General features: G+C 48.3%; 27 protein-coding genes. 17 read left to right on the top strand and 10 right to left on the bottom strand.

Translation table 11 applies throughout. The features are described from left to right. Nucleotides 1–9: 9 nt before the first annotated feature. From tlp to PBN151_RS24050, 3 genes are all read right to left on the bottom strand, one after another. Entirely contained in the window at nt 10–234 is a 225-nt protein-coding gene (gene tlp / locus PBN151_RS24040; RefSeq protein ID WP_021256236.1) for a small acid-soluble spore protein Tlp, read from the bottom strand. Between the two features lie 164 nt (nt 235–398). After that, nucleotides 399–1082 (bottom strand): GTP pyrophosphokinase, encoded by a 684-nt coding sequence (locus PBN151_RS24045; protein WP_021261278.1) that lies wholly within the window; start codon nt 1080–1082, stop codon nt 399–401. Nucleotides 1083–1223: 141 nt separating this feature from the next. Beyond that, entirely contained in the window at nt 1224–3512 is a 2289-nt protein-coding gene (locus PBN151_RS24050; protein WP_072731019.1) for an ATP-dependent helicase, read from the bottom strand. 246 nt (nt 3513–3758) lie between these two features. Between PBN151_RS24050 and PBN151_RS24060 the strand changes: the two genes are divergently transcribed. The 3 genes from PBN151_RS24060 (at nt 3759) to PBN151_RS24070 (ending at nt 6070) form a co-directional block, all read left to right on the top strand. Next, nucleotides 3759–4517 carry a hypothetical protein gene (locus PBN151_RS24060; protein ID WP_072731021.1) on the top strand — a complete coding sequence of 253 codons (759 nt, stop codon included), beginning with the start codon at nt 3759–3761 and terminating at the stop codon, nt 4515–4517. 220 nt (nt 4518–4737) lie between these two features. Then, nucleotides 4738–5520, top strand: a complete 783-nt coding sequence (locus PBN151_RS24065) for a TrmB family transcriptional regulator (protein ID WP_021256232.1) — start codon at nt 4738–4740, stop codon at nt 5518–5520. Between the two features lie 238 nt (nt 5521–5758). Next, complete coding sequence (locus PBN151_RS24070) at nt 5759–6070, top strand: dipeptidyl aminopeptidase (RefSeq protein ID WP_072731022.1); 312 nt, start codon at nt 5759–5761, stop codon at nt 6068–6070. A gap of 133 nt (nt 6071–6203) precedes the next feature. On the opposite strand, the gene mscL is transcribed toward PBN151_RS24070, so the two are convergent. Together mscL and PBN151_RS24080 are read right to left on the bottom strand one after the other, a co-directional pair. Then, complete coding sequence (gene mscL, locus PBN151_RS24075) at nt 6204–6683, bottom strand: large conductance mechanosensitive channel protein MscL (RefSeq protein ID WP_021256230.1); 480 nt, start codon at nt 6681–6683, stop codon at nt 6204–6206. A gap of 74 nt (nt 6684–6757) precedes the next feature. Further along, the gene (locus PBN151_RS24080) at nt 6758–7681 is read right to left on the bottom strand and encodes a diacylglycerol/lipid kinase family protein (RefSeq protein WP_072731080.1); all 924 of its coding nucleotides are present in this window, start codon (nt 7679–7681) and stop codon (nt 6758–6760) included. A 307-nt stretch (nt 7682–7988) separates the two neighbouring features. Here PBN151_RS24080 and PBN151_RS24085 point away from each other — a divergent pair, with 307 nt between their 5' ends. Further along, on the top strand, nt 7989–8771 hold the full coding sequence (locus tag PBN151_RS24085) for a sporulation protein (RefSeq protein ID WP_072731023.1): 783 nt from the start codon (nt 7989–7991) through the stop codon (nt 8769–8771). Between the two features lie 146 nt (nt 8772–8917). Here PBN151_RS24085 and PBN151_RS24090 read toward each other — a convergent pair whose 3' ends face one another. The 4 genes from PBN151_RS24090 to PBN151_RS24105 all read right to left on the bottom strand — a co-directional run bounded on the left by PBN151_RS24090 (nt 8918) and on the right by PBN151_RS24105 (nt 12464). Next, entirely contained in the window at nt 8918–9202 is a 285-nt protein-coding gene (locus PBN151_RS24090) for a hypothetical protein (RefSeq protein ID WP_021256227.1), read from the bottom strand. Between the two features lie 191 nt (nt 9203–9393). Further along, nucleotides 9394–9999 (bottom strand): TVP38/TMEM64 family protein, encoded by a 606-nt coding sequence (locus PBN151_RS24095; protein WP_021256226.1) that lies wholly within the window; start codon nt 9997–9999, stop codon nt 9394–9396. A gap of 182 nt (nt 10000–10181) precedes the next feature. Beyond that, nucleotides 10182–11357 carry an MFS transporter gene (locus PBN151_RS24100; RefSeq protein ID WP_083545309.1) on the bottom strand — a complete coding sequence of 392 codons (1176 nt, stop codon included), beginning with the start codon at nt 11355–11357 and terminating at the stop codon, nt 10182–10184. 78 nt (nt 11358–11435) lie between these two features. Continuing rightward, nucleotides 11436–12464 (bottom strand): serine hydrolase domain-containing protein, encoded by a 1029-nt coding sequence (locus tag PBN151_RS24105; RefSeq protein WP_072731024.1) that lies wholly within the window; start codon nt 12462–12464, stop codon nt 11436–11438. 256 nt (nt 12465–12720) lie between these two features. Here PBN151_RS24105 and PBN151_RS24110 point away from each other — a divergent pair, with 256 nt between their 5' ends. Together PBN151_RS24110 and map are read left to right on the top strand one after the other, a co-directional pair. Beyond that, nucleotides 12721–12909 carry a hypothetical protein gene (locus tag PBN151_RS24110; protein ID WP_021256223.1) on the top strand — a complete coding sequence of 63 codons (189 nt, stop codon included), beginning with the start codon at nt 12721–12723 and terminating at the stop codon, nt 12907–12909. 219 nt (nt 12910–13128) lie between these two features. Then, nucleotides 13129–13923, top strand: coding sequence for a type I methionyl aminopeptidase (map, locus tag PBN151_RS24115; protein ID WP_072731025.1), 795 nt, complete (start codon nt 13129–13131; stop codon nt 13921–13923). Nucleotides 13924–14061: 138 nt separating this feature from the next. On the opposite strand, the gene PBN151_RS24120 is transcribed toward map, so the two are convergent. Further along, complete coding sequence (locus tag PBN151_RS24120; RefSeq protein ID WP_072731026.1) at nt 14062–14820, bottom strand: hypothetical protein; 759 nt, start codon at nt 14818–14820, stop codon at nt 14062–14064. Nucleotides 14821–15362: 542 nt separating this feature from the next. On the opposite strand from PBN151_RS24120, the gene coxB reads away from it, so the two are divergent. The 11 genes from coxB to PBN151_RS24175 all read left to right on the top strand — a co-directional run bounded on the left by coxB (nt 15363) and on the right by PBN151_RS24175 (nt 25488). Beyond that, nucleotides 15363–16436, top strand: a complete 1074-nt coding sequence (gene coxB, locus PBN151_RS24125; protein WP_072731027.1) for a cytochrome c oxidase subunit II — start codon at nt 15363–15365, stop codon at nt 16434–16436. Between the two features lie 64 nt (nt 16437–16500). Continuing rightward, the gene (gene ctaD / locus PBN151_RS24130) at nt 16501–18351 is read left to right on the top strand and encodes a cytochrome c oxidase subunit I (protein ID WP_072731082.1); all 1851 of its coding nucleotides are present in this window, start codon (nt 16501–16503) and stop codon (nt 18349–18351) included. Continuing rightward, entirely contained in the window at nt 18348–18968 is a 621-nt protein-coding gene (locus PBN151_RS24135; protein WP_021256218.1) for a cytochrome (ubi)quinol oxidase subunit III, read from the top strand. The genes ctaD and PBN151_RS24135 overlap by 4 nt, the downstream gene beginning before the upstream one ends. Before the next feature lie 4 nt (nt 18969–18972). After that, nucleotides 18973–19293, top strand: coding sequence for a cytochrome C oxidase subunit IV family protein (locus PBN151_RS24140; protein WP_021256217.1), 321 nt, complete (start codon nt 18973–18975; stop codon nt 19291–19293). A 117-nt stretch (nt 19294–19410) separates the two neighbouring features. Then, nucleotides 19411–20319 (top strand): cytochrome c oxidase assembly factor CtaG, encoded by a 909-nt coding sequence (ctaG, locus tag PBN151_RS24145; protein ID WP_028533568.1) that lies wholly within the window; start codon nt 19411–19413, stop codon nt 20317–20319. Nucleotides 20320–20406: 87 nt separating this feature from the next. Further along, a complete protein-coding gene (locus tag PBN151_RS24150) occupies nt 20407–20871 on the top strand; it encodes a DUF420 domain-containing protein (RefSeq protein WP_021256215.1) in 465 nt (154 codons plus the stop codon). Between the two features lie 346 nt (nt 20872–21217). Continuing rightward, nucleotides 21218–21943 carry a hypothetical protein gene (locus PBN151_RS24155; RefSeq protein WP_072731028.1) on the top strand — a complete coding sequence of 242 codons (726 nt, stop codon included), beginning with the start codon at nt 21218–21220 and terminating at the stop codon, nt 21941–21943. Nucleotides 21944–21979: 36 nt separating this feature from the next. Next, complete coding sequence (locus PBN151_RS24160; protein WP_021261259.1) at nt 21980–22372, top strand: GntR family transcriptional regulator; 393 nt, start codon at nt 21980–21982, stop codon at nt 22370–22372. 29 nt (nt 22373–22401) lie between these two features. Further along, nucleotides 22402–23307: an ABC transporter ATP-binding protein gene (locus PBN151_RS24165; RefSeq protein WP_083545310.1), complete on the top strand. Its 906-nt coding sequence runs from the start codon at nt 22402–22404 to the stop codon at nt 23305–23307. Continuing rightward, nucleotides 23304–24209 (top strand): ABC transporter ATP-binding protein, encoded by a 906-nt coding sequence (locus PBN151_RS24170; RefSeq protein ID WP_021256211.1) that lies wholly within the window; start codon nt 23304–23306, stop codon nt 24207–24209. The genes PBN151_RS24165 and PBN151_RS24170 overlap by 4 nt, the downstream gene beginning before the upstream one ends. Then, complete coding sequence (locus tag PBN151_RS24175) at nt 24202–25488, top strand: ABC transporter permease (protein ID WP_072731029.1); 1287 nt, start codon at nt 24202–24204, stop codon at nt 25486–25488. Before PBN151_RS24170 ends, PBN151_RS24175 begins: the two co-directional genes overlap by 8 nt. Nucleotides 25489–25510: the final 22 nt, after the last annotated feature.

The following is a 25510-nucleotide window of genomic DNA, read 5'->3' on the forward strand; positions in this document are numbered from 1 at the left end:
TTGGGTGCACTACGAGGAAGCGTTCGATTGCTCGTCACGCTTCTCAGCCGCAAACCCTTCGATGCTGTGGCGGCGGCGCTCATTCTTGGCTTGCAAGTTATGACGCTCTGTCGCGCTAATCTCTTCAGCATGCTCAGTTAAATACTGCTCAGTTTCATGCAGTTTGCTCGATGTGTTATCAATTGCATTCTGCAGACGAGCTGCGTTGTTAGAGCGATCATCGGGTTTGGCCATGTTCGTGGTCCTCCTTCGTGATGACAGTTATCGGTTGACGCCGGTGAACATGATAGATCAAGTCCTCCGGCGTCATCGTTACGATGTGCAAATGGTGCGTGTTTTATCCAACCATTTCTCATCCCAGAGATGAACATCATCACTGCCTATGGGGAGCATTAGCACTATTGAGCATTCTCCCAAGGCAAGCCCTTCTGAATCGTGTTCGCCCAATCCTCGTGATTGTACGATAATATTTCTTTGCGCAGCTCCAGCATCTTCCGATCCAACTGATCGACTGCTCTTGCGGCCTCGGTTAACTCTTCTGTTACATGAGCCGGAACCTGCTGTTCGAACTTGTAGTAAATAATGTGTTCCAGACTTGCCCAGAAGTCCATGGCAAGCGTACGAAGCTGAATTTCAACATAGATCCAGCGTGTATCCTCGAATAATACGAGCGGCACTTGAACGATGACATGGAGACTCTGGTACCCATTGCTCTTCGGATTTTTAATATAATCCTTGATTTCCACGATACGAATATCTTCACGAGTCTTTAAATGTTCGAGTATGAGATAAATATCCTTAACGAAGGCGCAGACGATACGCATGCCCGCTACGTCATATATTTTGTCCACGATGGAATCGAGCGTTAATGGGAAGCCCTTGCGCTGCAGCTTGCTGAAAATGCTGTTAGGCTCCTTCAGACGCGTCTTAATATGTTCGATGGGCGGATAACCATTGCGTATTTTCCATTCCGCTTGAATGACCTTGATCTTAGTCTCCAGTTCTTCTAATGCAAGCTGATACAAGGTAGGTAACTGCTTTACCTGTTCGTATTGCTTCATAATCATATCGGTTTTGGACATGAAATATCCCCTCAATTTAGCACGGTATAGTAATCGGTTATTCGTCGTTTTTCTTCTATTCCTAAATAACAACATAGCATCTGATCCTATTGTACTGGATAAAGGGTGTGTATTTCAAAACTCAACTTTCGGTGCGCAACCCTATATGACGATGTTCCAAGCATCCAGGAGCAGTTGGCTTACTTCAGCCTTCTGTCCATGCACGATTGCTGGGGAACTGATGTACAACTGCTCGCGTGCCCTCGTTACGGCCACATAAGCAAGCCTGCGTTCCTCTTCAAGGAGCATATCATTCGTGCTTGCGTTCTCCGCCTCAGGACGGGAGATGTCATGCATCTGTTCTGCTCGTGGTCCTGTTCGCAGTGCCGCTGAGCGGTCTGGCGGGGCTCCCTTGCGAAGCGCTGTGCGGTGAGGGAGAATTCCATCGGCCGCACCGATTAGGAATACTTCAGGGAACTCCAGGCCCTTGGCGCGATGAATGGTCATGCAGGTGACGGCATCCTCCAGATCCCCATCCTCTGCACGTTGCATCGCGGAAGGAGCTCTTGTCCCTGCCTGCATTGGTGCTCGTCCAGAAGACAGAGAGCTGCTTGTTCGATGCTGTGCTCCATACTCAGGGTTCATCGCAACATACTTCTCCTTCAACTCGTCAATATGCTTCAGGAAGGCCTCGACAGTATCGAAGCGCTTGGCTGAGGACTCCAATTCCTCAAGCGTATCCGCTGCCCCTTCTTGATGAGCGGTTGATCGTTCTCCAGAAGATGCAGCCGTGAACTTGTCATAGAATTCGCGTCGCATCTCTCGTAGCGCGATATATGGCTTCATCGCAGCCAGCTTCTTAATAAGCTTAATGCGTGGCTTGACGGCCTCGCGCTGGAAGGAGGGCAGCTTGTCCCAGCTCTGCAGATGGATAAGCGGATATTTCTTGGCCTTGCTCCGCTCTGCTCCCATCAGATATTGCATGCCTGTCTCCCGCGGGATATATAGTGCGGCAACAGCGCTGTCCAGTGCGCTGAACTCACGCGGGGCAAGCGACAGCCGAAGATGGTCGATAAGCGGGCGAACAAGATTATGGTCATAGAAAAACGGCTCGGCTCCGAACTGGCGAAATGGAATGCCCTGTATTGTCAAGCATTCAATGAGTGCGCGGCTGGTATTCGCTGTTCGGTACAGGATAGCAAAGTCTCGCCACGTATGCGTACCGGCACTAACAGCTGCTTGAATATGATCGGTGATAATCTGTGCCTCTTCCTCCGCATCGCGGGGGCGAAGATAGCGCGGCGCACTTGGTGCATGCTCCTTATCTGTCACGACATGAACGCCAGTTGGAGTTCTCATCTGCTTCGGCAGCCGCTCTTCATTATGGGCAATGACCGCATTGCCTAGGCCAACTATGGCTGGTGTAGATCGGAAGTTAAAGTCGAGCGTAACCTGCTTCGCTGCAGGGTATTGATTTTTAAATTCCGTGATATAACGATGGCTTGCTCCATTAAAAGTGAATATCGTCTGATCATCATCACCGAAAACGGCTAAGTTTTGGTGCCCGTCGGTAATTCGTTGAAGTAGTTCATACTGCACAGGCGTCGTATCTTGAAATTCATCTACAAGCACATATTGGAAACGGCGGCGGAGACGCTCAAGCAAGTTAGCGTCTTCCTCCAGCAGCCGTAGAAGATCGATTAGGAGATCATCGAAGTCTTTGCACCCTTGCTGCGCTTTTTGTTCTTCGAAACGAATAAGCGCACGTCGCATATCGAGTTCACTTGCATTTGTTGTTTTCCAATCAGTAGGCATCAGGCGGCGCGACTTGAGCGAGGAGAGCGCAGCGAGCGCCGTCTCGGCTTGCAGGGTATCATGCAGCCCGAGCTCTCGCAGTATACGCTTCATCAAGCCATGCCGTCGGCGTTCCTCTGCCATCAGTTGGAAGGGAGGCGCATAAGCCTGCAGCAGCCTGAGAGCGAAAGAATGAAAGGTGCGTGCCTGAACCTTGCGAGCCATATCGCGTGTAACGCCGGGTAGCTTGGCAAGGCGCACTCGCATCTCTTGCGCAGCTTTATTTGTGAAGGTGACCAGCCATAGCGACTCCGGTGATACTCCACCGACGGTCATCAAATAGGCAGCGCGTGCGGTCAGCACGGATGTCTTGCCAGATCCAGCTCCTGCCAAGCAGAGCAAGGGCCCGTCTATATGGCGTACTGCATCCCGCTGTGCGTCATGCAGACGTATCCCTTGTCGCTCTAACGCAGCGAAGAAGTTTGCAGATGCAGGAAGGGCACCGTTGCCGTCATTGCTCGGTTGAGCGCGATCATGGCGAGAAGCTGTGTATGGGTCTGCCGATCGCGCTGTAGGTACGGGTTGTTCCCTCTTTGTACCAACTGGACGAGAGCGCCACTGGGCCCTGACCGTTTCTGATGAAGAAGGAGTGGTCATGATGGTGTATCTCCTTTATGATAGAAATAAGCGTTACATGATATTATACATGTTCAAGCAAGGTAGCGGACAGGGATACATGTTTTGCCTGAGCCATGCATACGTTGTTGTTGAAGACGTTGTAATGACAAGTTCAAGGCAGAGAATAGCGCATGGTTGTGGCGATGGGTTTCACATCGCTAATACTGCGTTTATTAGTTTAACAGAGGAATTCTGCCGTAATGGCAGTTGAAAGGAGATATTGGGATGAACCGCTTTATACAAGTAATTAAAGATGGTGCTTCCAAAGCATCGGAAAAAGCGCATAACATGATGGAAATGAACCGGGTTCAAGCCCAAATAGTAGCTAAGCGCAAAGAATGGAAGCAGAATGTCTATGATATCGGCGAACTCGTATATGATGCCTATAAAAAGAATGACTTAACACTTGCGGAGGAAGGTTTGAAGGAAATTGCTAAGCTGAATCTGCTCGTTGAAGAAGAGATGAAGCTTCTGGATTGGAAGGTAAGCGAGCTGCGTAAGCAGAAGCGATGCGAATGCGGCGAAATTGCCCCATTTTCGGCTAATTATTGTTCGGTATGCGGACGCAAGCTGCCAGAGCCGCCACAAATGGAGGAAGAAGAGATTGATGAACTCGGCATGGCCTTCCTGAAGGCCAAGCGGGAAGAGCAAGAGGAGGCGGCTGCTGCTCAAGAGGCTGTGCGTTATCCGGAACATACCGATTATAGGGAGCATGACTATACGTACGAGGAAGAGGAAGAAGATGAGCATGTATTGGAGCCGCATGCGGAAGACTCTCAGAGCAGTGCATCTTCCGATCAAGGCCGGCTTAAACAAGGTGGAGCGGCCGATCGGGATCATGATGACTTGAACGTAACGGTCGGCGGTCGCCGAATTACCATTATGAAAGAAGAAGAAATAGCGGGTCGACGCTGTTCGAACTGCAACAGCACGGCAGACGAGGAAGCCAAATGGTGTGAACGGTGCGGGACGCCATTCGTATAAGCATCTGGTTCCGTTGCACCATTCACTTTGCGTAAGTTGAGGCAGTACAGACTGACAACAACCCAGCTGCAAGAAGTCTAAACTGGGAATGGAAATGTGTATCAGTCAGCTTATATGCATGGAATGACAATAGGGGCCTGCCATCTATGGAAATACGGCGGCCTCTTTTTCATTGTACGAGCAATACGAGTAAGGAGACACCTAGAGCAGGAGGAGTACGATGGAAGGTCAAGGTCTAATTACACATTTACGTTCATTGGGATTTACCGAGATGGAAGCTAAAATTATTGTCAGTCTATCCGAACAAGGTGCGATGACGGGGTATGAGGTTGCTAAGAAACTAGGCGTGTCGCGCTCCAATGTATATGCAGCATTACAGCGGCTCGTTGATCATGGAGTCATTCTGCATCGGGATGGAGAACCCTCTCACTATGCGGCATTGCAGCCGGAGGAATTGACGCGCATATTAGCCTCTCGATTAGATTCATCGCTTCACTATATTCGGGAGCACATGCCCGTGACAGAAGCGGATGAGACTTCGTTCTACAGTATCGAAGGTGAGCGGGCGGTTATCGAGACCGTGAAACGCGTACTGCAGGAGGCTAAGCTGGAAATTATCGCAGATGTGTGGCCAGAGGATGCGACCTTAATTCGGGAGCACTTGGCACTTGCTGAGGCGCGGGGAGTGAAGGTGCTGTGGTCTATCGCGGGTTCGGAGGACAATGCAAGTATGCGGGTGCCTTCCTTGTTCGATGCAGATGGCATGCGTCACACGCGTCCTTTTGCATTTATTATTGATCGTAAGGAAGCATTGGTTGGGTCAATGGGGGAAGGTGTGGCAACGAAGGCGCTGCTTACAGAGCATGCAGCGATCACCCGGCTTGTCTTAGGGAAGTTCGTACAGGATCTCGTATTGTACGAATGGCAAAGCGAGATGGGGGCTGAAGATGCAGAGGCATTTAACAAGCGGATCCAAGCGGTCATCTCATCGTATTTTGATTAACATCAATCGTGACAGATAAGTGAAAAATGACCAAAACCCGAAACCGGTCAAAGTATCTTTACGTATAGAAACATATCGGAACGACTAGTATACCAGCAAGCCAAATCGGTGTTTGACATAGATACATGTAATGGATGTTGAAAGACTTCATATGCATGTAAAGTATGTGCCGATCTTCTTTCGGAGAAGATACGAGGAAGGACAGCTTCGCTAAGAGACAGCAAGAGGAGGGCATCGTATGGAGTGCATTGTACATTTTGAAGTTGTTCATCACGGAACTGACGAGATCGCGAAGCTTCGCGGCCTAGTTATGACACCGGATAAAGAGAAGCCAACTGTGGATGATATGCAGGAAATGCTGCGCATGATGGGATATGAAGTTCATTGTACGGATGAAGCAGCGCTTCGCTTCGAACCAGATCACGCGGGTACAGATGTAGAAGAAATTCGGATTAAAAAAGTGGATATGGGAGAGGAAGTATATACGCCAGATATGCAGCTTCGCGCGATTGCGGAGCAGCTTATGAGCAAGCCGAACCGCTCCATATAGCCATGTAGTCTCGTTATATCCGATTGGACAAAAAAGGCCTTCTTCCTACAGACATCATCACGAGGATGGTGTGGTGCAGCAAGAAGGTCTTTTGTTGAATGATTTTAAATGGAGAACTTGCCGAACGTGCTCGTTACGCTTTGGCTTCGGACTCGTTCAGGATAGAAGTACAGTGTCCGCAGCGAGTAGCTTCTTTCGGAATTTCCGACAGGCAGTATGGGCAAGACTTTGTTGTCTCCTCTGCAGGTGCTTCGGGCTTCTTGCGATGAAGCGCATTGATCCCTTTAATAAGCAGGAACACAGAGAAGGCCACAAGGATGAAGTCGATAATAATACTAATAAATTGGCCGTATGCGATAACGGGAATTCCCGCTGCTTGTGCTTGCGCCAATGACGATACGTCTTGATCACTCAAGTTAAGGAACAAATCCTTAAAGTTGACTCCGCCCATCAACAGACCGAGTGGAGGCATAATGAGATCGTTGACAACCGAAGTCACGATTTTGTTGAAGGCGCCACCGAGAATAACACCGACTGCTAGATCGATAACGTTGCCTCGCATTGCAAATTGCTTAAATTCTCCGAAAAATGATTTGACTTTTGATTCTCCCACGAATGGTTCCCCTTTCTCATGTAGGCATTACCATGTAATACTTACCCTTAATCGCGATACAGAAACAGTTTTTTTTAGACAATCTTCGATTCGTAATGATGACTTGATGAAGGCTGAAGCATGAGCAGCTTATGTCTACCAATTGCAGCTTGGAGCGGAGTAGTGCCAATCCGTTCCCCATCACCATAAGCAACGCGAGCGTTCGATGAAGTGATATGAACATCGTGTCCGCGCAGCATCGAGACATAAGGCAGATTCACATGCTTGCCGGAAAATACGGTCGGGAATAGCTTCATTAAGGTCCAACGGGTGCAGCTGTGTACAATGCATATATCCAGCTCTCCGTCATGTGGGTCAGCTTGTGGACTGATACGGATTCCTCCCCCGTAGGAAGAGGAGTTGGCGATAGCCGCTAGCCACACGTTGTCAAAATGATGTATGGTACCGTTGATTGTAATGGAGGCTCTTGCGGGCTTGAACGTGAACATCGCGATGACCGCACCGATCAAATAGGCAGCGGAGCCTATTCGAAGTTGGTTGCACCAACGCTTATAACGGCTCCGGTTGACGGCTTCTGCTACTTCCGCATCAAATCCTGTCGCCAAAGCGGTCAATGTCCACTTGTCGTTGATCTCGATCAGATCGACAGCATTTCGCTGCCCGTGAAGAATGGTATGCAATGCTTGCAATGGTTCAGTAGGTATATGAAATCCTCGAGCGGTATCATTGCCTGAGCCAGCAGGAATAACTCCTAATGCAGCTTGGGTACCTGCTAGAATTGGCAGTAGTCGATGAATCGTTCCATCTCCGCCGAGTACCACTATCGTAGAACGAGGGTATTTCGTAAGATGAGCACTTACGTGCATCTCTGCTTCTTCGGGTGTTGCTGTCACGCAGGAGGTATATTCGATCTTTAGCTGCTGCATGCGCGACTCTATCAATTGCCATGTGCGCAGCCCTTTTCCATTGCCTGCATGTTGATTGATTACAAAGAGCATCAAGATTCCATCTCTCCCATGTTTGCCGAATCCAAGACGTTTCATACGGGCACTATATTGAGATTGCAACTGACTATTATTCTGTTTACTGCTATTCCATAATAGCAGAACGTTCTCTGTTTGGGGTGATTTTCGGGCAGGAAGTTTATATCAAATGTAAATGTTTGTGAGAGAGATTCATGAACATCGTTCAAAATTAAGTATTTCTTGCTCGTGTCGAAAAGGGAAAATGGGGAAGCTGTCGAATGGGTATAAGAAACATTTTCCATATTTGCTCATGTGAATAGTTCAGGGGAGGGACAAGGTAATGTCCATGTTCAACCGTTTCCTAGGGAGCATTGGTCTTGGCACGGCCCAGATCGATACGCTTCTGGAACGTGGAAGATATGCACCGGGCGAGGAATTACGTGGAATTGTGAAGCTGCGGGGAGGCCATATCCCACAGTATGTCGAGCGCCTTGAGCTTGTATTAATGACGGAGTATGCGCGCCAATTGGATGGTCGAAGCGAGCGCAGTTATTGTGAGCTTGAGCGCTATACAATCCGTGAATCCTTCACGCTAAGTACGAGTGAGACGAAGGATGAGTCATTCTCCATTGTATTGCCGAATCGGGTTCCACTTACGATTGATAACACCCCTGTATGGCTGATGATAGAGCTAGGCGTAGACCGTACTCGTAACATCGAGCCAAATGACCACGATCGAATCGAAATTATCCCTACGGTTGAGCAGAGCATTGTAATTGACGGTGTGAACCGACTTGGCTTCCGACTGCGGACTGCGGACTGTATTCATGCCCCACGAATCGGCGGTAAATTCCCATTCGTACAGCAATTCGAATTCATTCCTACCTCTTATTTTCGCGGAGAAGTTGAAGAAATGGAGCTCATCTTTTTGGCGGCAGAACACCAGACAGAACTGCTCGTCTATCTCAATGGACGTGCGCGTAATGTGCGGGGGATACTTGTGGATACGGATACGACAGTTGATCATTTCCTTCGCTTTCCGCTTACGAACCTCGAATGGCGCAGCATGGGGGCTGAAGGCTTCGCGGGTGAACTGGCGGAAATGATCCGACAGCACTTGTAATTGTTCCAGATGTGCAAGGTAAAATTGCCTCACGCTTCATCGATTGGCTATATGAATCGAATATACATAACGAAGGGAGAGATTCGGGGCTGTAGGCAGCTTTGAATCTCTCCCTATCATTTTAAGGAAGCATGAACATATGCGGCTTATTTGTCGCCACGGTCGGTATGCTTGCGTGGACTCGTTTGCTTGGATTGCTTCTGCCTTGTCTCATCTGATTTGGCAATAAGCCGCTGATCCGTCTCACCCGTGTGGTGATTGTCGAACAAATATTGCTGGAGCTCCCACTCCGACGCACCAAGCTGAGGATCAGATGGGAAGGTCTGACCGCGGTGCAATACTTCCTCGCGTCCCCATTCATTGGCATAGATGCCGTCCACTTCAACATGCTCCCTCGATATCGGATTCATCTTATGGTCATTTTCAGTCATGCAGGTCATGAGCTCCTTTCGTTTGCTGCGTGCAAGCGGCAAGCTTCAGGTGATGGATCATCACCTCATTGAATGCTCTTATTAAGGTGCCCTGCCTACTTGAAAATATCCTGTGATGAATACAAAGGAAAAGAATCAGTTATTTCAAAGAATGAGCGATTCGATTCCTTAGTAAATGATGTCTACAGCTTCTAGAGTTGATAATGAGCTTCGAGCTTCTTCCCGCCGAGCCAGAGCAGGAACAGAACAGCAACCGCAACTAGAATGCGCCATGGCTGATGGATAAAACCCTGCCAGTCGTGGCCGATGAAGGCCATGATAAATATGACGACCGACTTCCCGGCAAATACGGCACAAATGAATGTACGAAACGGGATCGTGCTAATTCCTGCTGCGATATTGATTAGCGCTGATGGTGTGAATGGGAAACAATATAAGATGAACAACGGTGTGAATCCTTTGGTCTCCAGCCATGAGAAGAATCGCTGCGATGAAGGCATGTTCTTCTGCAGGTAAGCGCTGAACCGGCCGCCGAACTTACGAGCCAGCCAGAATACAAGGCAAGCCCCAAGGCTTGCGCCAATCCAGGAATAGAGGAAGCCAAGCCCTAAGCCGTAAGCTGCTGCATTTGCCATAACAAATACGATAAGCGGTAAGAAAGGCAGGATGGCCTCCACGAGCGGGAGCAATATGCCAGGTAACGGCCCCAAGTTCGAATATTGCTGCATCCAATGCTCGACTTGATTGATATCCAAATGTTTAAGCCAACTGATGGTGTTATGTATCCACTCCCACAAAACAAGTTCCCCCCGATGTTGAAACTACAGTTCCTTACGCTGTTGCTTAGTACATGTAACGTATGAGCGTTCTAATAGTTTCATTGTCTTGAATCTACTGCGGTTCATGAATTAGATAAAATAGAAACCTCATTACAATTTCCGGAACTCACCGGAACTCGCTGCATAATGGTTCGTTGAAGCTATTGCTCTGCAAACCAGCGTGATGGAAATAGCAAATACACGATGGAGACGATGCCGAACAATGCTGCGCTAATCCATACGACCATGCTGGCAGACGTAGCGCTCGCAATAAAGCCCCCGAGAACGGGGCCAATGAGGACGCCAATGCCCTCCACAGTGGATAACAGACTCCATCCCAGTCCCTTCTGACCAGATGGGACATAGAGGGCGAGCAGTGCATTCCACGCAGGAAGCACTGCGGAATATGACAGGCCAAGAACCACGGCAAGTCCGTAAGCCACCAACTTCGACGGGTGCAGTGACAATGAGGCTAGCGTTAAGGCGAATATGCCGAATCCAATCACAAGGAATGGCTTGCGGCTGCTCTTATCTGACCATTTGCCCATCGGGACTAGCCCAAGTACTGTACAGCCGCCCCCGAGGAGCAGAAGAAGTGAGTATTCTCTGTGCTCGGTGAATGATAAAGACTCTGCAACAAATGTGGGCAGAATCGGCACGAGCATGCTTGCTCCGAGTGTTTGCAGAATCATGCCGGGCAGCAGCGGCTTGATCGCCTTCAGCTTCTCGCGCAGTGCCTCCCACTGCTCGCGAAATGGAACGGAAATACGTTCGGCTTGCTTGCCGCCTGCGACGAAAAAGCTAAGCAGCCAAGCGACAGTGGACAAGGCAACAAGCAGCCAATAAGAGATTGCAGGCTTATAGTCTAGGATGAGGTTCAACACGACAGGGCCGGCGCCCATCCCAACCAGCCATATCATATAGAGGAAGCCCATTTGGGCGGCTCGTTGATCTTCTTTTACCTTCGTTAAGCAGACAATCCATACGGGAGATATTCCAACGCCATATAAGGCAGCTGCCAAGATGAACACCCATGGAATATTTCCGTAATGGAACAGAGCAATCCCTGTCAGTGAAATAAGCAATCCTATATTAATAATCAATCTGGCGGGGAAACGATCCAGCAAATATCCGATAGCTGTCTTAAGCAGCGTATCCGTCAAGTAATGTGCGGTAGTCGCGGCCCCGATAATGGCAAGGCTAATGTACAGTATGTTCTGGCCATAGATAGGGATGAATGAAACGAGCGCTGCTCCTCGCACAAATTCAACGAAGAATAAGATGACGGCTAGCAGCACGATGTCCCTTCCCATGCCTAATGCACGAATTTTTTTCACATACAACGCCCCTTTCCTGATTGTACCATTATATCGTGCGGCACAAGCCCTCGCCAGCAGCGATAGTCGGATTGAATATTAAGAAAATGTAGCAGCAGACAACAGCTGCTCTTCCATCCAACGCTTCGGATGTCTCCACCGGCATACATGTGGATTGCCAGCGAACACGGCAGTAAGGGAGCGCGACGGCACTACATATATCACTTGTCCGCCATGACCAACTGCACAAGCTGCCTCCTCGCTGCCTAATTGGTGGAGCCACCATTGGTAGCCGTAGGCGCCAAAAGCAGGCATGCCAGGTGAATAGGGGCGATGCGATTCCGTAATCCATGTAGAGGGTATGACGTGAAAGCGCTCGTCTGATCCTTCATTACCAGCAGGTTGGATGGAACCACCGTCTAGTATGAGCTGGCCGAATCGAAGCATATCTGGTCCAGTCAGCCAGAGTCCAACATGGCCTGCTGCATGCCCGTCAGGGGATAAGTCCCAGCGGTAATGATCGATGCCTATTGGAGATAGGAGATGCGCTCTTGCATATTCATCTGCACGTATCCCGGTGCAGGAAGTGAGCAGGATCGATAACAGATGGGAATCAATGCTCCGATATTGAAATTGTCCGAACCGTTCGGGATGGACGGGCAGTCGCAGCGCATACTTTACCCAGCTGCTGCTGTTATGGAAGCTGCGTATCCAGCGCTCTCCGAGTCGATTGCCTGTCTCCCATAGCAAGCCCGATGTCATTGTAAGCAAATGCTTGAAGGTAATGCGGTGCCACCAAGTATCTTTCTGGCGTTTGCCCACGATGTCTTGCGGCAAATAGTCAGCGATTGGTTCATGCAGCGAAGGCATGTCCCCGCGATGAACGGCAATGCCCACGAGTGTTGAAATGAAGCTTTTGGTAGCGGAACGCAGATCATAGAATTGCCCAGGTCTTACTCCTTCGGCATACACCTCAGCGATTACTTGTCCATGACGCGCACACGCGAAGTAATACATACGGGGGAACAATTTAGGCAGCGTATCCAATGCCTGCTGCAATTTAATGTGGTCAAATCCAGTCTGTTCTGCTGCGTCAGCTTGAATCGGACTCGAGGAATGCTGATTCATTGAGATTGCTCCTGTTTATTGTAGTAGTAATGGAATTTCAGCCTTACGACAGCATGATTACGCGTTGTATGTTAACTCTATGTTGTTACTAGCATACCCAATGGAGAAATGATTAAGATATGTTGGTGTGATTTTGCAGCTCGGCTGAATATGATATACTAGAACTAAAAGGTTGCAAATTCCAGTAAGTGAAGCGATAGTCCAATTGGTTCTCCGTTGCGGGGCATGATCTACAACGCTTTGGGAGGGAATTTTCATGGCAACAAAAGGTCACAACGAAGTGAAAGAAAGCTTGTTGGAGATGACACGTATTTTCCGTCCGAAGAATCCTCGGAAATTCGTGAAGGAGTACATCCGGAAGTACCGGATTATGGGCGGCTATGAAGATGAATTAACTCAGCTTGTAGAATTGGAAATGTGCAAAATGGATTCCAGTGTGTCGTAACGTCATAACCGTCTCTGATCAGACATTACGAGGAACTGAAGTGCTAACCTGCGAATGTAAGGAATAACTGAGAATATGTACAGAGTAGGCGCGCCGGTAATCGGGGCGCCTTGTTTGCGTATGGATGAGTGAAATGAAGGGGTTCCAATAGTGCTTCTATAATAGATGATCCCGTGCATATACTTATCATTGGGACATGTAACGCTGGAGGAGTATGCAATGGAGAATACAAAGACTGCTGCGCAGCTAGAGCTGATGCAGAAGGCAGGATACTTGGCAGCCCGCTGCCATCGTGAAGTGGCGTCAAGGCTCGCACCTGGCGTTACAACGGTGGAAATTGACCAGTTCGTAGAGAACTGGTTATTGCAGCAGGGAGCAACTGCTGAGCAGAAAGGGTATTATGGATATCCGTATGCAACATGCGCATCAGTGAATCAGGTTGTATGCCATGGATTCCCGTCTGCAAAACCTCTTAAATCAGGTGACCTCGTTACGATAGATTTTGTGGTGAATTACAAAGGATGGCTCGCAGATATGGCATGGACCTATGGAATTGGCTACATACAACCTGAGGCCAAGCGTCTTATGCAACAGACACTTCATGCATTACGATATGCAGCGAAGTTGGCGACCCCTGGAAGGCCGGTTGGAGATATAGCGGCTGCGATCGGACGCATGGGGCGTGATGCGGGCTATGGAGTCGTAACTGCGCTTGTGGGGCATGGTATCGGGCAGTCTATTCATGAACCTCCTGAAATTCCGAATGATGGATGGCCTGGACGCGGGCCTAATTTGGAAGAAGGGATGGTCATAACGCTTGAACCGATATTTACGCTAGGTACATCTGGTGATGTGATTCTGGGTGCAGATGGATGGTCTGTTGCTACATGTGACGGTTCCTGGGGAGCGCACTTCGAGCATACCGTAGCGGTGACTGCAGATGGACCGCGTATTTTGACTTGTCTTCCATTTACATTAGGGGGAAGGAATAATTCGTCAGGGACATTAGGATAGGGCTGAACAACTATTTACCATAATTATATAGGTAGAAATATGAGGGAGTGATGCGGCTGCATCTCTCCCTAAAACTAGGTGCAAGTAACATCCCTCATTCTCATCGTCAGTTAGATCTGTTCAACGTCTCATGAGTTGTTAGTGCATTGTGCGGTGTATAAGCTTCATAATATCCGCCTCTGCGAATTGCAGAGAATCTCCAGGATAAGCGTGCATGACATAAGGAGTTAATCCGTTGAATAAGTCCATATTGGCGCTAATTCGAACATGCTTCACTCCAGAGGTCTGACTCCGAACTGTCTTGTCGATGGTATGAAGGAGCTCATCTGATAATTTGTCGCTCTGCTTCACTGTACGTACCGGACTATCCGATGTAATGAAGCGCGGGGGCCAGCGACTCGCCTCGCGTTCCATATGTCCAGCTGTATTTGGGGCGCCGATTCGGGATTGCTCATGCTTGCCTCCGCTGCCGATTGTACCTAGGCCTGTGCCATCAAGCGTGAGTGCGACATAAGCGGCATCCTTATGCTGCAAGACATAGGCTACACTGATTCCATCCAGATGTCCGACAGCATCGCTGACAGATTGATTGATGAACAGGGGACGCGGATTAGACAATGCCTGCGGCTGAGATGTGGAATGGGACTGCTTTGTGTTCTGTTTCGTACGATGGTTGCTTTCGGTGCCCATTTGGGGCAACGGGGTTCCAGAAGGTGCTGATTGCTCCTTAACCTTCCGATCTGCATAGTTCGCCTTCGTGTTGCCTCCCGGCGACCTTGACTTCTCAGCCTCCATTCCAGCACAGCCGGAAGAGACCAGCATGACAGCGGCGATTATAAATGTGACAATCCAGTGAACGTGATTTGCGTTGTTGTGAACATCATTTGACAACTCCATTCAACCTCCTTATTTACTTCCATTAGTGTTCAAAAATCAACATGCGAGTATGCGGAATATAGATTTTTGTGATCAAAACAGGCAGGAAACTGCCAGAAATTGAGTGGTTTCGACAAAGGCAAGCAGTCTCATTTTGTATTTTGTAACCGTTTACAAATACTGATATAAAGCCGTTTTTCAGAGTATTTGAACACTTTGTGAACTGACCGGGAAACATTGACAAATAAATATATGGAAATTATATTTAGGTAAGTGATTGTAGTAATTGACAGGATTACGACATCCGTGTTTAAACCGGGGCCTGCCTGAAGGCATTCGAACATGAGAATGACTTCCGAAGAAGGATTCTTACCGGTCTGAATTCGAATATGCATGCGCCTTCATTGCGCAATGGATTCTCTGCGCGATGAATGATTGGTTAATATTGGCTTATCTGGATGGCAGCTTGTACTCACTTCTAAGCCATAGGGGCACTTGCATTGAGATTTCGACACAGCATGCGATGGGGTAATCAGCGAAAACGTACAAAGTGGGGTTGATCAATGATGAATCGGTGGCACGCAGTGAAGCGACTACTTCCACTGTTCGCCGGACTCGTCCTGCTCCTAAGTGCTTGCGGTCGTGCTGATATATCGGCTCTCAATCCGCAGGGGCCCATTGCAGACAAGCAGTTCGGATTAATGCAGTTGGCGATTACGATTATGACGCTAGTCGTTATTGTCGTTTTCGGTATTTCCATTTATGTCGTCCTTCGCTATCGCAGACGACCGGGACAGAACGAGATTCCGAAGCAAGTCGAAGGGAACCACAAGCTTGAAGTGATTTGGACGGTCATTCCGATCATCCTCCTCATTATTTTGGCAGTTCCAACGGTGAAGTATGTATTTGCCTTCGCTGAGGACTATAGCCAAGACAAAGATGCAATTAAGGTTAAGGTAACAGGTCATCAATATTGGTGGGAATTCGAATATCCTGAGTACGGGATTACAACAGCACAAGACATGATTGTTCCGAACGGGAAGAAGATTGCGCTTGAGTTGAAGACAGCTGATGTCCTTCACTCCTTCTGGCTTCCATCCATTGCGGGCAAGATGGATACGAACCCATCCGGCAACGTCAACAAGATGTACATTGAGACGTATGTGGAAGGCGTGTATCGAGGGAAGTGCGCTGAGCTATGCGGATACTCCCACGCATTTATGGAATTTAAGGTAAAGGCAGTCAGTGAAGCTACATTCACGGCTTGGGTGAATGAGATGAAGGCCGAACCAAAACCGTTCGTAGGTGACACACAAGTTGCTGAGAGCTTCAAGCAGAACTGCTTGTCTTGCCACGCTATCGATAATAAGCCGTCCATGGGACCTAACCTGAAAGGGATAGGTAGTCGTGAGGCTATAGCCGGCATCATGCTGAACCGTGAAACCGCTGATGAGGTGCTGGATCAGAAGAAGATCGAGGATCATCTCCGTCAATGGATTCAGGATCCGGAGAAGGTGAAGCCTGGCAATAAGATGCCAGCATTCAAAGATAAGTTGTCCGAGCAAGAACTCGATGGCATCGTGAAATACTTGGCAGATTACAAGCTTGATTCCTTGAAAGCAATCAATAAGCAGTAGATTTCAGCATCTTCTAGGGGAGGTAACGACCTTGGCTCACACGGTGAAGCGACATCGCGGCTTGATGGATTGGCTGACGACGGTCGACCATAAGAAGATCGGCATTCTGTACCTTATCGCCGGGGCTTTATTCTTCGGTATTGGCGGTATTGAAGCCATCTTGATCCGGATACAATTAATTCAGCCTATGAATAATTTCGTAGACGCAAAAACTTTTAATGAATTGATTACCATGCACGGCACCACGATGATTTTCCTCGGTGTAATGCCGATTATCTTTGCACTAATGAATGCCATTATCCCGCTGCAGATCGGGGCTCGTGACGTTGCGTTCCCGTTCTTGAACGCACTCGGCTTCTGGACATTCTTCTTCGGCGGCTTGCTGCTGAACTTGAGCTGGCTGATGGGCGGTGTGCCTGATGCAGGCTGGACATCTTACGTGCCGTTATCAAATACGGATTATAGCCCAACGCACGGTGTGGATTTCTACACCATCGGCTTGCAGATTTCTGGTTTGGGTACACTCATCGGGGGCATTAACTTCTTGGCAACAATTATTAACATGCGCGCGCCGGGAATGTCCTTCATGCGCATGCCGATGTTTACATGGGCGTCCTTTATTACGTCTGCATTAATTCTGTTCGCTTTCCCTGCTGTAACGGTAGGATTGATCCTGCTCATGTTCGACCGCTTGTTTGGCGGGAACTTCTTCTATGTACCGAATGGAGGAAGTGTGGTGCTCTGGCAGCACATCTTCTGGATCTTCGGTCACCCGGAAGTGTACATTCTGATTTTGCCGGCGTTCGGGATTATCTCCGACGTCATCAGTACGTTCTCTCGCAAGCGCCTATTCGGGTACAGCTCCATGGTATTCGCAACGATCCTGATCGGTTTCTTAGGCTTCATGGTATGGGCTCACCATATGTTTGCAGTTGGTCTTGGGCCAGTAGCGAATGCGCTGTTCTCGATTGCAACGATGCTTATCGCAGTACCAACCGGTATTAAGATATTTAACTGGCTATTCACGATGTGGGGCGGTTCGATTAAGTTCACCGCGGCCAATCTGTACGCAGTAGGTTTCATTCCAACATTTGTTATGGGTGGGGTTACAGGCGTCATGCTGGCATCTGCGCCTGCTGACTTCCAGTTCCATGATACGTACTTCGTCGTAGCGCACTTCCACTACGTTATTGTTGGTGGTTTGGTGCTTGGCTTGTTCGCAGGGCTCCATTTCTGGTGGCCGAAGATGTTCGGACGCATGCTTCGTGAAGGACTAGGCAAAGCTACCTTCTGGATGTTCTGGATTGGATTCCAATTGACATTCTTCGTTCAGCATTTCCTTGGTTTGATTGGAATGCAGCGTCGGGTCTTTACGTACTTGCCGAATCAAGGCTTCGACCTCATGAACTTGGTAAGTACGATCGGGGCAATCATGATGGGTATCGGGGTTCTTATGTTCTTGTACAACATTGCAATTACATCAAGAGATCCGAAGAACCTGGGCAACGATCCTTGGGAAGATGGACGTACGCTGGAATGGACAATTCCATCTCCACCGCCAGAGTACAACTTCAAGCAAACTCCGCTTGTGCGCGGCTATGATGCTTGGTGGAAAGAAAAGATGGAGGGCAACACGGAAATGCCGGCTGCAGAGCCGATTGGTTCCATTCATATGCCATCGCCATCTATTCTCCCGTTCATGATGTCTGTTGGCTTGTTCGTGGCAGGCTTCGGCTTCATGTTCGCGAAGGATGATTTCAATAATGCACTGCTGAACGGTTTGTTCAACAATCATATCGTGGCAGGTTTCGGCCTGCTGATTACATTCGGCTGTATGTTCCTGCGTTCGATTAAGGACGACCATGGATATCATATCGAACCGGAAGAGTTGGAGCAGAAGGGGGTTAAAGCATGAGTGCACATGCACATCACGCAGAAGGCGAATGGCCACATGAGCCGGAAAAAGCAACCCTAGAAGGCCGCAATAAGGTCGTCGGCTTCTGGTTGTTCCTTGGCGGAGAGGCGGTATTGTTCGGTACGCTGTTCGCAACATTCCTTGCGCTGCGCAACCAAATCGGTGATGGTCCTGCCGCTTCCGAGCTGTTCAAGCTTCCAATGATTGCGGCTGCTACAATGATCTTGCTGACCAGCTCCTTGACGAGCGTGTTCGCTATTCAAGCGATGCACCGCAAAGAAGTCAAAGCCATGCTCAGCTGGCTCGCAGTAACGGTTGCATTGGGACTAGGATTCTTATGTCTTGAAATATACGAGTTCGTAGAATATGTGCATGAAGGTCACACGTTTACAACGAGTGCGTTCAGTTCATCCTTCTACACCCTGGTCGGCTTCCATGGCGCGCACGTTGCCTTTGGTGTCGTATGGATCACACTTGTTATTTTGCAAACAATGAAGAAGGGCTTGAATTTGGTTACAGCACCGAAGATTTACGTCTCCGCACTGTATTGGCACTTTATCGACGTTGTGTGGGTATTCATCTTCACAGTTGTATACCTCATGGGAAAGGTGGGTTAACCAAGTGACAACACACCAAGTAACATCAGACAACTCGAAGCGTCGACATAAGCATGAGGGCAAGCAGAAGCATATTATTGCATTCATCTTCTCTATTGTGCTTACGTTGATCGCATTTGCTACGGTAGGTTCAGCGGGTGAAGTAAACCCAACGTTCACAGTTATCATCCTTCTCGTCATGGCAGTCTTGCAGGTTGTCATTCAGATGGGGTATTGGATGCATATGAAAGATAAAGGACATATGATTCCGATACTGTTCATGATAGGTGGAGCCGTCATTGCTTTCACGGCCATCATAATGGCTGTGTATTGGGTATGGTGGTAAAGTCGGATAAGTGAGAAGAGGGGACGCGAAGAGCGTCGCCTCTTTTTCCGTAATAGGGCTAAATGTGGCGAAATGGTGGCGCCTCGGGTGTTGCAGGATGAGGAGGGCTGAACATTTATGTTCGGATTGACAGAGTACTTTAGTTTCTATGATGTGTGGAGTCCGTTGTTTCTTACAGCAACGGTGCTTATCAATGTGTTATATTTCGGGCTGACAGGGCCTTTTCGCAATCGATTCTCATCTTCTGAGCCAGTGCCTGCGTCGAAGAAGCTAATGTTTGTAATTGGGACAGGCTTGCTCTACCTAGCTCAAGGCGGACCTATTAATATGATGAGTCATATGATGTTCACCTTCCATATGGCGATGATGGCATTATCATACATTATTGTACCGCCGCTTCTATTATTAGCTATTCCGTCCTGGTTATGGCGATATCTATTGGATCGCAAGCCGCTGAAGCGATTGAAGCTGTTAACGAATCCGATTCTTAGCGCTGTTCTATTCAATACCTTGTTCTCTTTCTATCATGTGCCGGCAGTGCATGATTACGTCATGACTCATTATACGGAACATATTATTTACTACATTGTATTGTTCATTGCTGCTATGCTGATGTGGTGGCCAATCGTCGTTCCGGTACCAGAGTGGAACTCGCTGACAGATGTGAAGAAGATGGGCTATGTTTTTTTGAATGGCGTTCTAATTACTCCTGCCTGTGCATTAATCATCTTTGCAAGCGAGCCTCTCTATGCTACGTATGTGGACAAGGAAGCCTGGGTGCAGGCAATGGGCTATTGCATATCCGGGGATCCTGTAAAGATGCTCGCCGCATTTGATGGGCCTAGCTTCTTTAATTGGTTCACTCCGATTGAAGATCAACAGCTCGGAGGCATTCTAATGAAGCTGATTCAAGAAACGATGTATGGCTGTATTCTCTTCTACGTATTCGTCCACTGGTTCAGACGTGAAAGTAAAGATGATGACGATTTTGTGGACACCACAGCAGAAGGGCAGTTGAATTCGTAAAAATGCTCTATAATGGGTAGCGTAAGCAGAAGCAGGAGAGTTATTGGCTGCTTCGTTGCCGATGTATATGAGGAGGGCGTTTCATTCGTGGATCTATACTTTATTATGCCAACTATCAGCACGACGTTCATCGTCGTCAGCGCCATATTGGTCGCTATCGGTTGGGCTCAAATTATTAAGGGCAAGCGGGAACAGCATAAGAAGACAATGCTGGCAGCGGCCGTAGCTGCGACAATCTTCTTCATTATTTATGCGTCTCGCACGGTTTTCGTTGGCAATACCGCATGGGGCGGCCCGGATGACCTTAAGGTATATTATCTGGTCTTCCTGTTGTTCCATATTGTGCTTGCAGCTGTAGCAGCTGTGTTCGGCTTGACGACACTGTATACAGGGTATAAAGGGAGTTATGCGAAGCACCGCAAGCTAGGCAAGTTCACCTCTGTCATCTGGTTCATTACTGCAATAACAGGGGCAACCGTATATCTTTTGCTGTATATCTTGTATCCAGGTGGTCATACAAAGCCAGTAATAGATGCTATATTTGGTCTGTAATCAACTAGTAGACGGCGATTTGTGAAGAGGATTTCCACGAATCGCTGGTTTGTTCTGAGTGCGATAGTTAGTTTAGAAGAAGCTCGTTCTTTCTGCACTTTAAGTGCGAAAGGCGAGCTTTTTTTGCGTGCTTAGATTCTTCATCATAGTAGGCTTTTAACGGTGCAAATAAAGATGAGTCTGGATAGGGTAATGTTTATTTTTCCTAATGATGAATTGACAGGGAAGTAGTCACTCATTATACTGTGTATAAAGATATATACAGTAAGCACAGTGATGAGCGAGCAAGCACACTTGATTTACCGATCTATAGTGTGAATCAGTTTGATATAAAGGGGGTCTTGAAGTGCGTAGACCATATAGAGAAGCGTGGATGCTTGTAAAGAGCGATCTTGTTCGATTCAAATGGGGCTTGTTGATGACGGTAGCGTTCAGTGTTTATATGGCCACGATGAGCGGTCTGGTGTTGCGAGAGTTATTTCGTGGCGACGAGGTCTTGACGAGAGCTTTCAAGGGGGTTGCGGATTTTGTGTTTCTTTTTACGATCCCGAATCTTGGTTTCTTTTTCTCTCGAAGATCAATGCGATATATGAAGGATGACTCGTATACGAAATGGATGCGGAAGCTGCGCATACTCCCAATCGATGCGAGAACCATAGTGTATTCACGTACGATGCAGATGTGTGTGGCTCTGCTGATTAATATGAGCATTGTTATCGTGGGGCACTTCTTACTCAGTGAGACACTGAGAAGTCTTGACTGGATCAGCATCTTATCCTATGTATTCATGCTGGTAGCGTACGCTGTTGCTGTTAATTGGTTGTATATCTCGTGTGAGCTGAGCATGAGCGGACGATTATATATGAGGTATACATTTATTCTACTAGGCGTTATAACAGTTGTGTCCGTCCTGGTAGGGGTAGCGGACGGAAGTATTTTACAGACTGTGGTAGACGTAGCGCGATCGTACCCTTGGATGGGTATCGTGTTGTCCATTGTTATCATCGTCAATTCGATGGTAATAGGAATGAATCGACTGCGTAAGATCGTTTTGAAGCGAGATTGGATGTAATGAAGCACAGAATGAATCAGGAGGTGATGAGAAGCGGTGTTTATACCGATTCAAATTAATACGAATAGCTCCGAACCGTTGTATGCCCAAATTAAACACCAGCTTCGTGCACTCATCCTGAGCGGGCAGGTAGAAGAGGGAACGCTGCTTCCGTCCATACGTGAATTCGCAAATCAGCTCCAATGCAGTGTGATTACAGTCAGAAGGGTATATCAAGACTTGGAGAACGAAGGGATGCTGCGGACGAAGCAAGGCACGGGGACATTTGTGACACCGGTTCAAGCGGCAGATCGCGACAGGTATCGCAAGGAAGCGATCGAGCAGGCACTCGAGCAAGCCGTAGAAGCTGCAATGCATGTGGATGTATCAACTGAAGAACTCATGCAGATGCTTCAGGAAATCATCCAGCGTAAGCACAGCGGGAGCTAGTATTTGGTGCGTACAAGGGGGGAGAAGCATTGGACAATCAACATGTAATTGAGATGAAACAGGTAGTGAAGCAGCGTGACAACTTCCGCATTGGCCCGTTAAATATATGCATACCACAAGGCTGTGTCACCGCAATCATAGGTACGAATGGGTCTGGCAAGACGACGATGCTTGGAATGTGCCTGGGACTTGTTCATCCTGATGAAGGTAAGGTAACTGTGCTGCAGGAGAAGACAGAGCCAGAGCTAAGCACACTTGTGAAGGCGCGAATTGGCTTCGTAGCGGAGAACTCTGATTCGGAGGAGGACGATATGACAGCGGAGCAAGTCGTATCCTTTGTTTCACAGTGGTATCCTTCATGGGATTGGCAGCTCTACCACCAGCTTATGGCGAAGTATGAGCTGCCGCCGAAGCAGAAGCTGAGTAAGCTGTCGAAGGGAATGCGCCGCAAGCTGGATTTGATCGTTGCGATATGTCCGCAGCCAGAGCTGCTGCTGCTTGATGAACCGTCCTCCGGGTTCGATCCACTATCTTGGCGCATGATGATCAATGATTTGCATTCGTATTTAAAGGATGGGAAGCGAACCGTCTTAATCGCGACACATATCGTGGATGAGGTGAAGCGGTTGGCCGATTATATTCTGATTATGCATAAGGGCAAGGTGCTTCATTTTACGGAAAAGGACACCCTGTTCGATGCTTGGAAAGTGTTCGTCGTGGATGGCGAGGCAGCGGATTACGAAGGTGCACCAGGTCTGATGAAGGCTATGCAGGAGCGCTTCGGGGTAAGACTTATTGCGCATAATGCTACCGGTTTGGAGCGTTTTTTGCACGATGAAGGGATTGAGGTTGTTCAGACTCATGCATTGGAGCTGGATGACATATTAGCTTATATGATTGAGATGCATATTGAGGGGAGCGTATACGCGCAATGAATCCATTACAGTTGCAGCAAGTCGTGAAGCAGTACGGTGACAAGACAGCCGTGAATGGTCTTAGCTTTAAGGTAGAAGAAGGGGAAATCTACGGATTGCTTGGTGCGAATGGTGCGGGCAAGACAACGACGATGCGGATGGTGCTCGGTCTTATTTATCCAGATGGCGGTTCGATTACGTATCATGGCAAGCCGTATCATGAAGGGCTGACTCGTATTCTCGGGTATTTGCCGGAGGAACGGGGAATGTACCCGAAGGTGAAGATTAGCGAGCAGGTAACGTACTTGGCGCAGCTGCGCGGGATGAAGCGTGCGGAAGCAGACAAGAACCTAAAGTATTGGCTGGAACGGTTCAATGTACCGGAAAACTACAACAAGAAAATTGAGGAGCTGTCTAAGGGGAATCAGCAGAAGATTGGCTTCATTGCAGCTATTGTTCACAAGCCGAAGCTGCTCATCTTGGATGAAGCGTTCAGTGGTTTGGATCCCGTTAACGTCGAACTGTTGAAGGAGACGGTTAAGGAGCTGCGCGATCAAGGCACGAGCATTCTGTTCTCTACGCACCGGATGGAGCATGTAGAAGAACTGTGCCAGAACCTGACGATTTTGCAAAAGGGCAATGCGGTGCTGCAAGGGTCGCTGCGTGAATTGAAATCTCAATATCCACGAGAGCATGTCATCCTGCGCACGAGTGGAGATGTGGATGGTTTGGATCGCATCGCAGGCGTCCAATCCGTTTCCCGAACAGGAGACGGTTATAAACTGCACATTACGAATGAAGTGGCCGCACAGGATATCCTGCAGCTTGCGATGGCACAATCGACAGTTCAGCAGTTCGAGCTGAAGGAGCCGACATTGAACGAGATCTTCATTAAAGCAGTTGGAGGCGAATCTAATGCATAACCTGGGGACGGTCATTCGATTCACATTGAAGACGAAGATGATGACGAAGTCGTTCATCATTACAACGATTATTTTAGCACTCATTATGTCAGTTGGGGTTAATATTCCGTATCTGATCTCGCAATTTTCGAGCAATGAGCCTACATCAATCGGTCTGGTACAGGGTGGAGAGTACGCGGACATTGTGAAATCATTTGAAGATCAAATGACGAAGCATGGAGGCAGCGACTTAAAGCTTGTTCCGTCCGCTTCAGAAGAAGAGCTGCGCAAGAAAGCGGAGTCCGGCGATCTGGAAGGATACTTGAAGTTCGAGCTAAAGAAGGACGAAGCGGGCAATGTGGAGAAGCAATCGTTCCCGCAGGTTGTGTTCCATGGCAAGGATGAGCTTGGACATGGCGATGAGGCGACGGTTACAGGTGCATTAAGTGCAGTGAAGACTGAGTGGCTCGTGAAGGATTCACTTACCGAACAGCAGAAGGCAGAGCTGAGCAAGCCGGTTACGATTGATACACAGAAGATCGTGAAGGAAGGCGAGAAAGCGAAGGAAGAAAATCCGATACAAAAAACGATTTCGATTATCGTCGTTATGGTATTGATCATTCTGTTCTTCATGACGAATACGATGACAGGTAACATGATTGCATCCGAGGTTACGCAAGAGAAGAGCTCGCGTATTATGGAAATTCTCATTACGAGCGTATCGCCGCTCGCGCAAATGTTCGGGAAAATTATCGGCATGTTCATACTTGGGCTGATACAAATTATTGTGTTCTTCGTTGTGGTTATGATTAATCTGCTGCTGCCGCATAATTCAGCCCCACTGAAGGCACTCAACTTCGATATCTCGATGATTGATTGGACAGTGGTTGGTGGTGGATTGCTGCTCTATGTGCTTGGCTACTTCCTATATGCAACGCTGTTTGCAGCAGTAGGCTCGCTCGTTAGCCGGACTGAAGACTTGGCACAAGCGATTATGCCGATTACGATGCTATCGTTGGCGGCATTCTACATTGTAATGTTTAGCGTGTCGTCACCGAACACCTTGCTGGTAAAAGCGACATCCTTTGTTCCATTCTTCACACCGACCTCGATGCTGCTGCGGATTGGTACGGGAAATGCAGCATGGTGGGAATTCTGGGTGAGCATTGCGATCTTGATCGTATCCATCCTGTTCTTCGGCTGGCTCGCTGCGAAGATTTACCGCACGGGCGTACTGATGTACGGCAAGCGCCCATCGTGGAAGGAACTTCGCAAGGCGATGAAGGCGTACAAGATTTAAAGATGCGTGATTACTGTTGTGA

The organism is Paenibacillus sp. NAIST15-1, from assembly GCF_001894745.1.
In the GTDB taxonomy this organism is placed as follows: domain Bacteria; phylum Bacillota; class Bacilli; order Paenibacillales; family Paenibacillaceae; genus Paenibacillus_B; species Paenibacillus_B suaedae.

Bases quoted from the DNA above. Each gene is read 5' to 3' on its own strand.
- ctaG (WP_028533568.1), top strand. From the start codon at position 19,411: ATGTTCGGATTGACAGAGTACTTTAGTTTCTATGATGTGTGGAGTCCG.
- tlp (WP_021256236.1), bottom strand. From the start codon at position 234: ATGGCCAAACCCGATGATCGCTCTAACAACGCAGCTCGTCTGCAGAAT.
- PBN151_RS24110 (WP_021256223.1), top strand. From the start codon at position 12,721: ATGGCAACAAAAGGTCACAACGAAGTGAAAGAAAGCTTGTTGGAGATG.
- PBN151_RS24080 (WP_072731080.1), bottom strand. From the start codon at position 7,681: ATGCTCTTTGTAATCAATCAACATGCAGGCAATGGAAAAGGGCTGCGC.
- PBN151_RS24090 (WP_021256227.1), bottom strand. From the start codon at position 9,202: ATGACTGAAAATGACCATAAGATGAATCCGATATCGAGGGAGCATGTT.
- PBN151_RS24060 (WP_072731021.1), top strand. From the start codon at position 3,759: ATGAACCGCTTTATACAAGTAATTAAAGATGGTGCTTCCAAAGCATCG.
- PBN151_RS24170 (WP_021256211.1), top strand. From the start codon at position 23,304: ATGAATCCATTACAGTTGCAGCAAGTCGTGAAGCAGTACGGTGACAAG.
- PBN151_RS24120 (WP_072731026.1), bottom strand. From the start codon at position 14,820: ATGGAGTTGTCAAATGATGTTCACAACAACGCAAATCACGTTCACTGG.
- ctaD (WP_072731082.1), top strand. From the start codon at position 16,501: ATGGATTGGCTGACGACGGTCGACCATAAGAAGATCGGCATTCTGTAC.
- PBN151_RS24045 (WP_021261278.1), bottom strand. From the start codon at position 1,082: ATGTCCAAAACCGATATGATTATGAAGCAATACGAACAGGTAAAGCAG.
- coxB (WP_072731027.1), top strand. From the start codon at position 15,363: ATGATGAATCGGTGGCACGCAGTGAAGCGACTACTTCCACTGTTCGCC.
- PBN151_RS24105 (WP_072731024.1), bottom strand. From the start codon at position 12,464: ATGAATCAGCATTCCTCGAGTCCGATTCAAGCTGACGCAGCAGAACAG.
- PBN151_RS24050 (WP_072731019.1), bottom strand. From the start codon at position 3,512: ATGACCACTCCTTCTTCATCAGAAACGGTCAGGGCCCAGTGGCGCTCT.
- PBN151_RS24065 (WP_021256232.1), top strand. From the start codon at position 4,738: ATGGAAGGTCAAGGTCTAATTACACATTTACGTTCATTGGGATTTACC.
- PBN151_RS24085 (WP_072731023.1), top strand. From the start codon at position 7,989: ATGTCCATGTTCAACCGTTTCCTAGGGAGCATTGGTCTTGGCACGGCC.
- PBN151_RS24135 (WP_021256218.1), top strand. From the start codon at position 18,348: ATGAGTGCACATGCACATCACGCAGAAGGCGAATGGCCACATGAGCCG.
- map (WP_072731025.1), top strand. From the start codon at position 13,129: ATGGAGAATACAAAGACTGCTGCGCAGCTAGAGCTGATGCAGAAGGCA.
- PBN151_RS24070 (WP_072731022.1), top strand. From the start codon at position 5,759: ATGGAGTGCATTGTACATTTTGAAGTTGTTCATCACGGAACTGACGAG.
- PBN151_RS24175 (WP_072731029.1), top strand. From the start codon at position 24,202: ATGCATAACCTGGGGACGGTCATTCGATTCACATTGAAGACGAAGATG.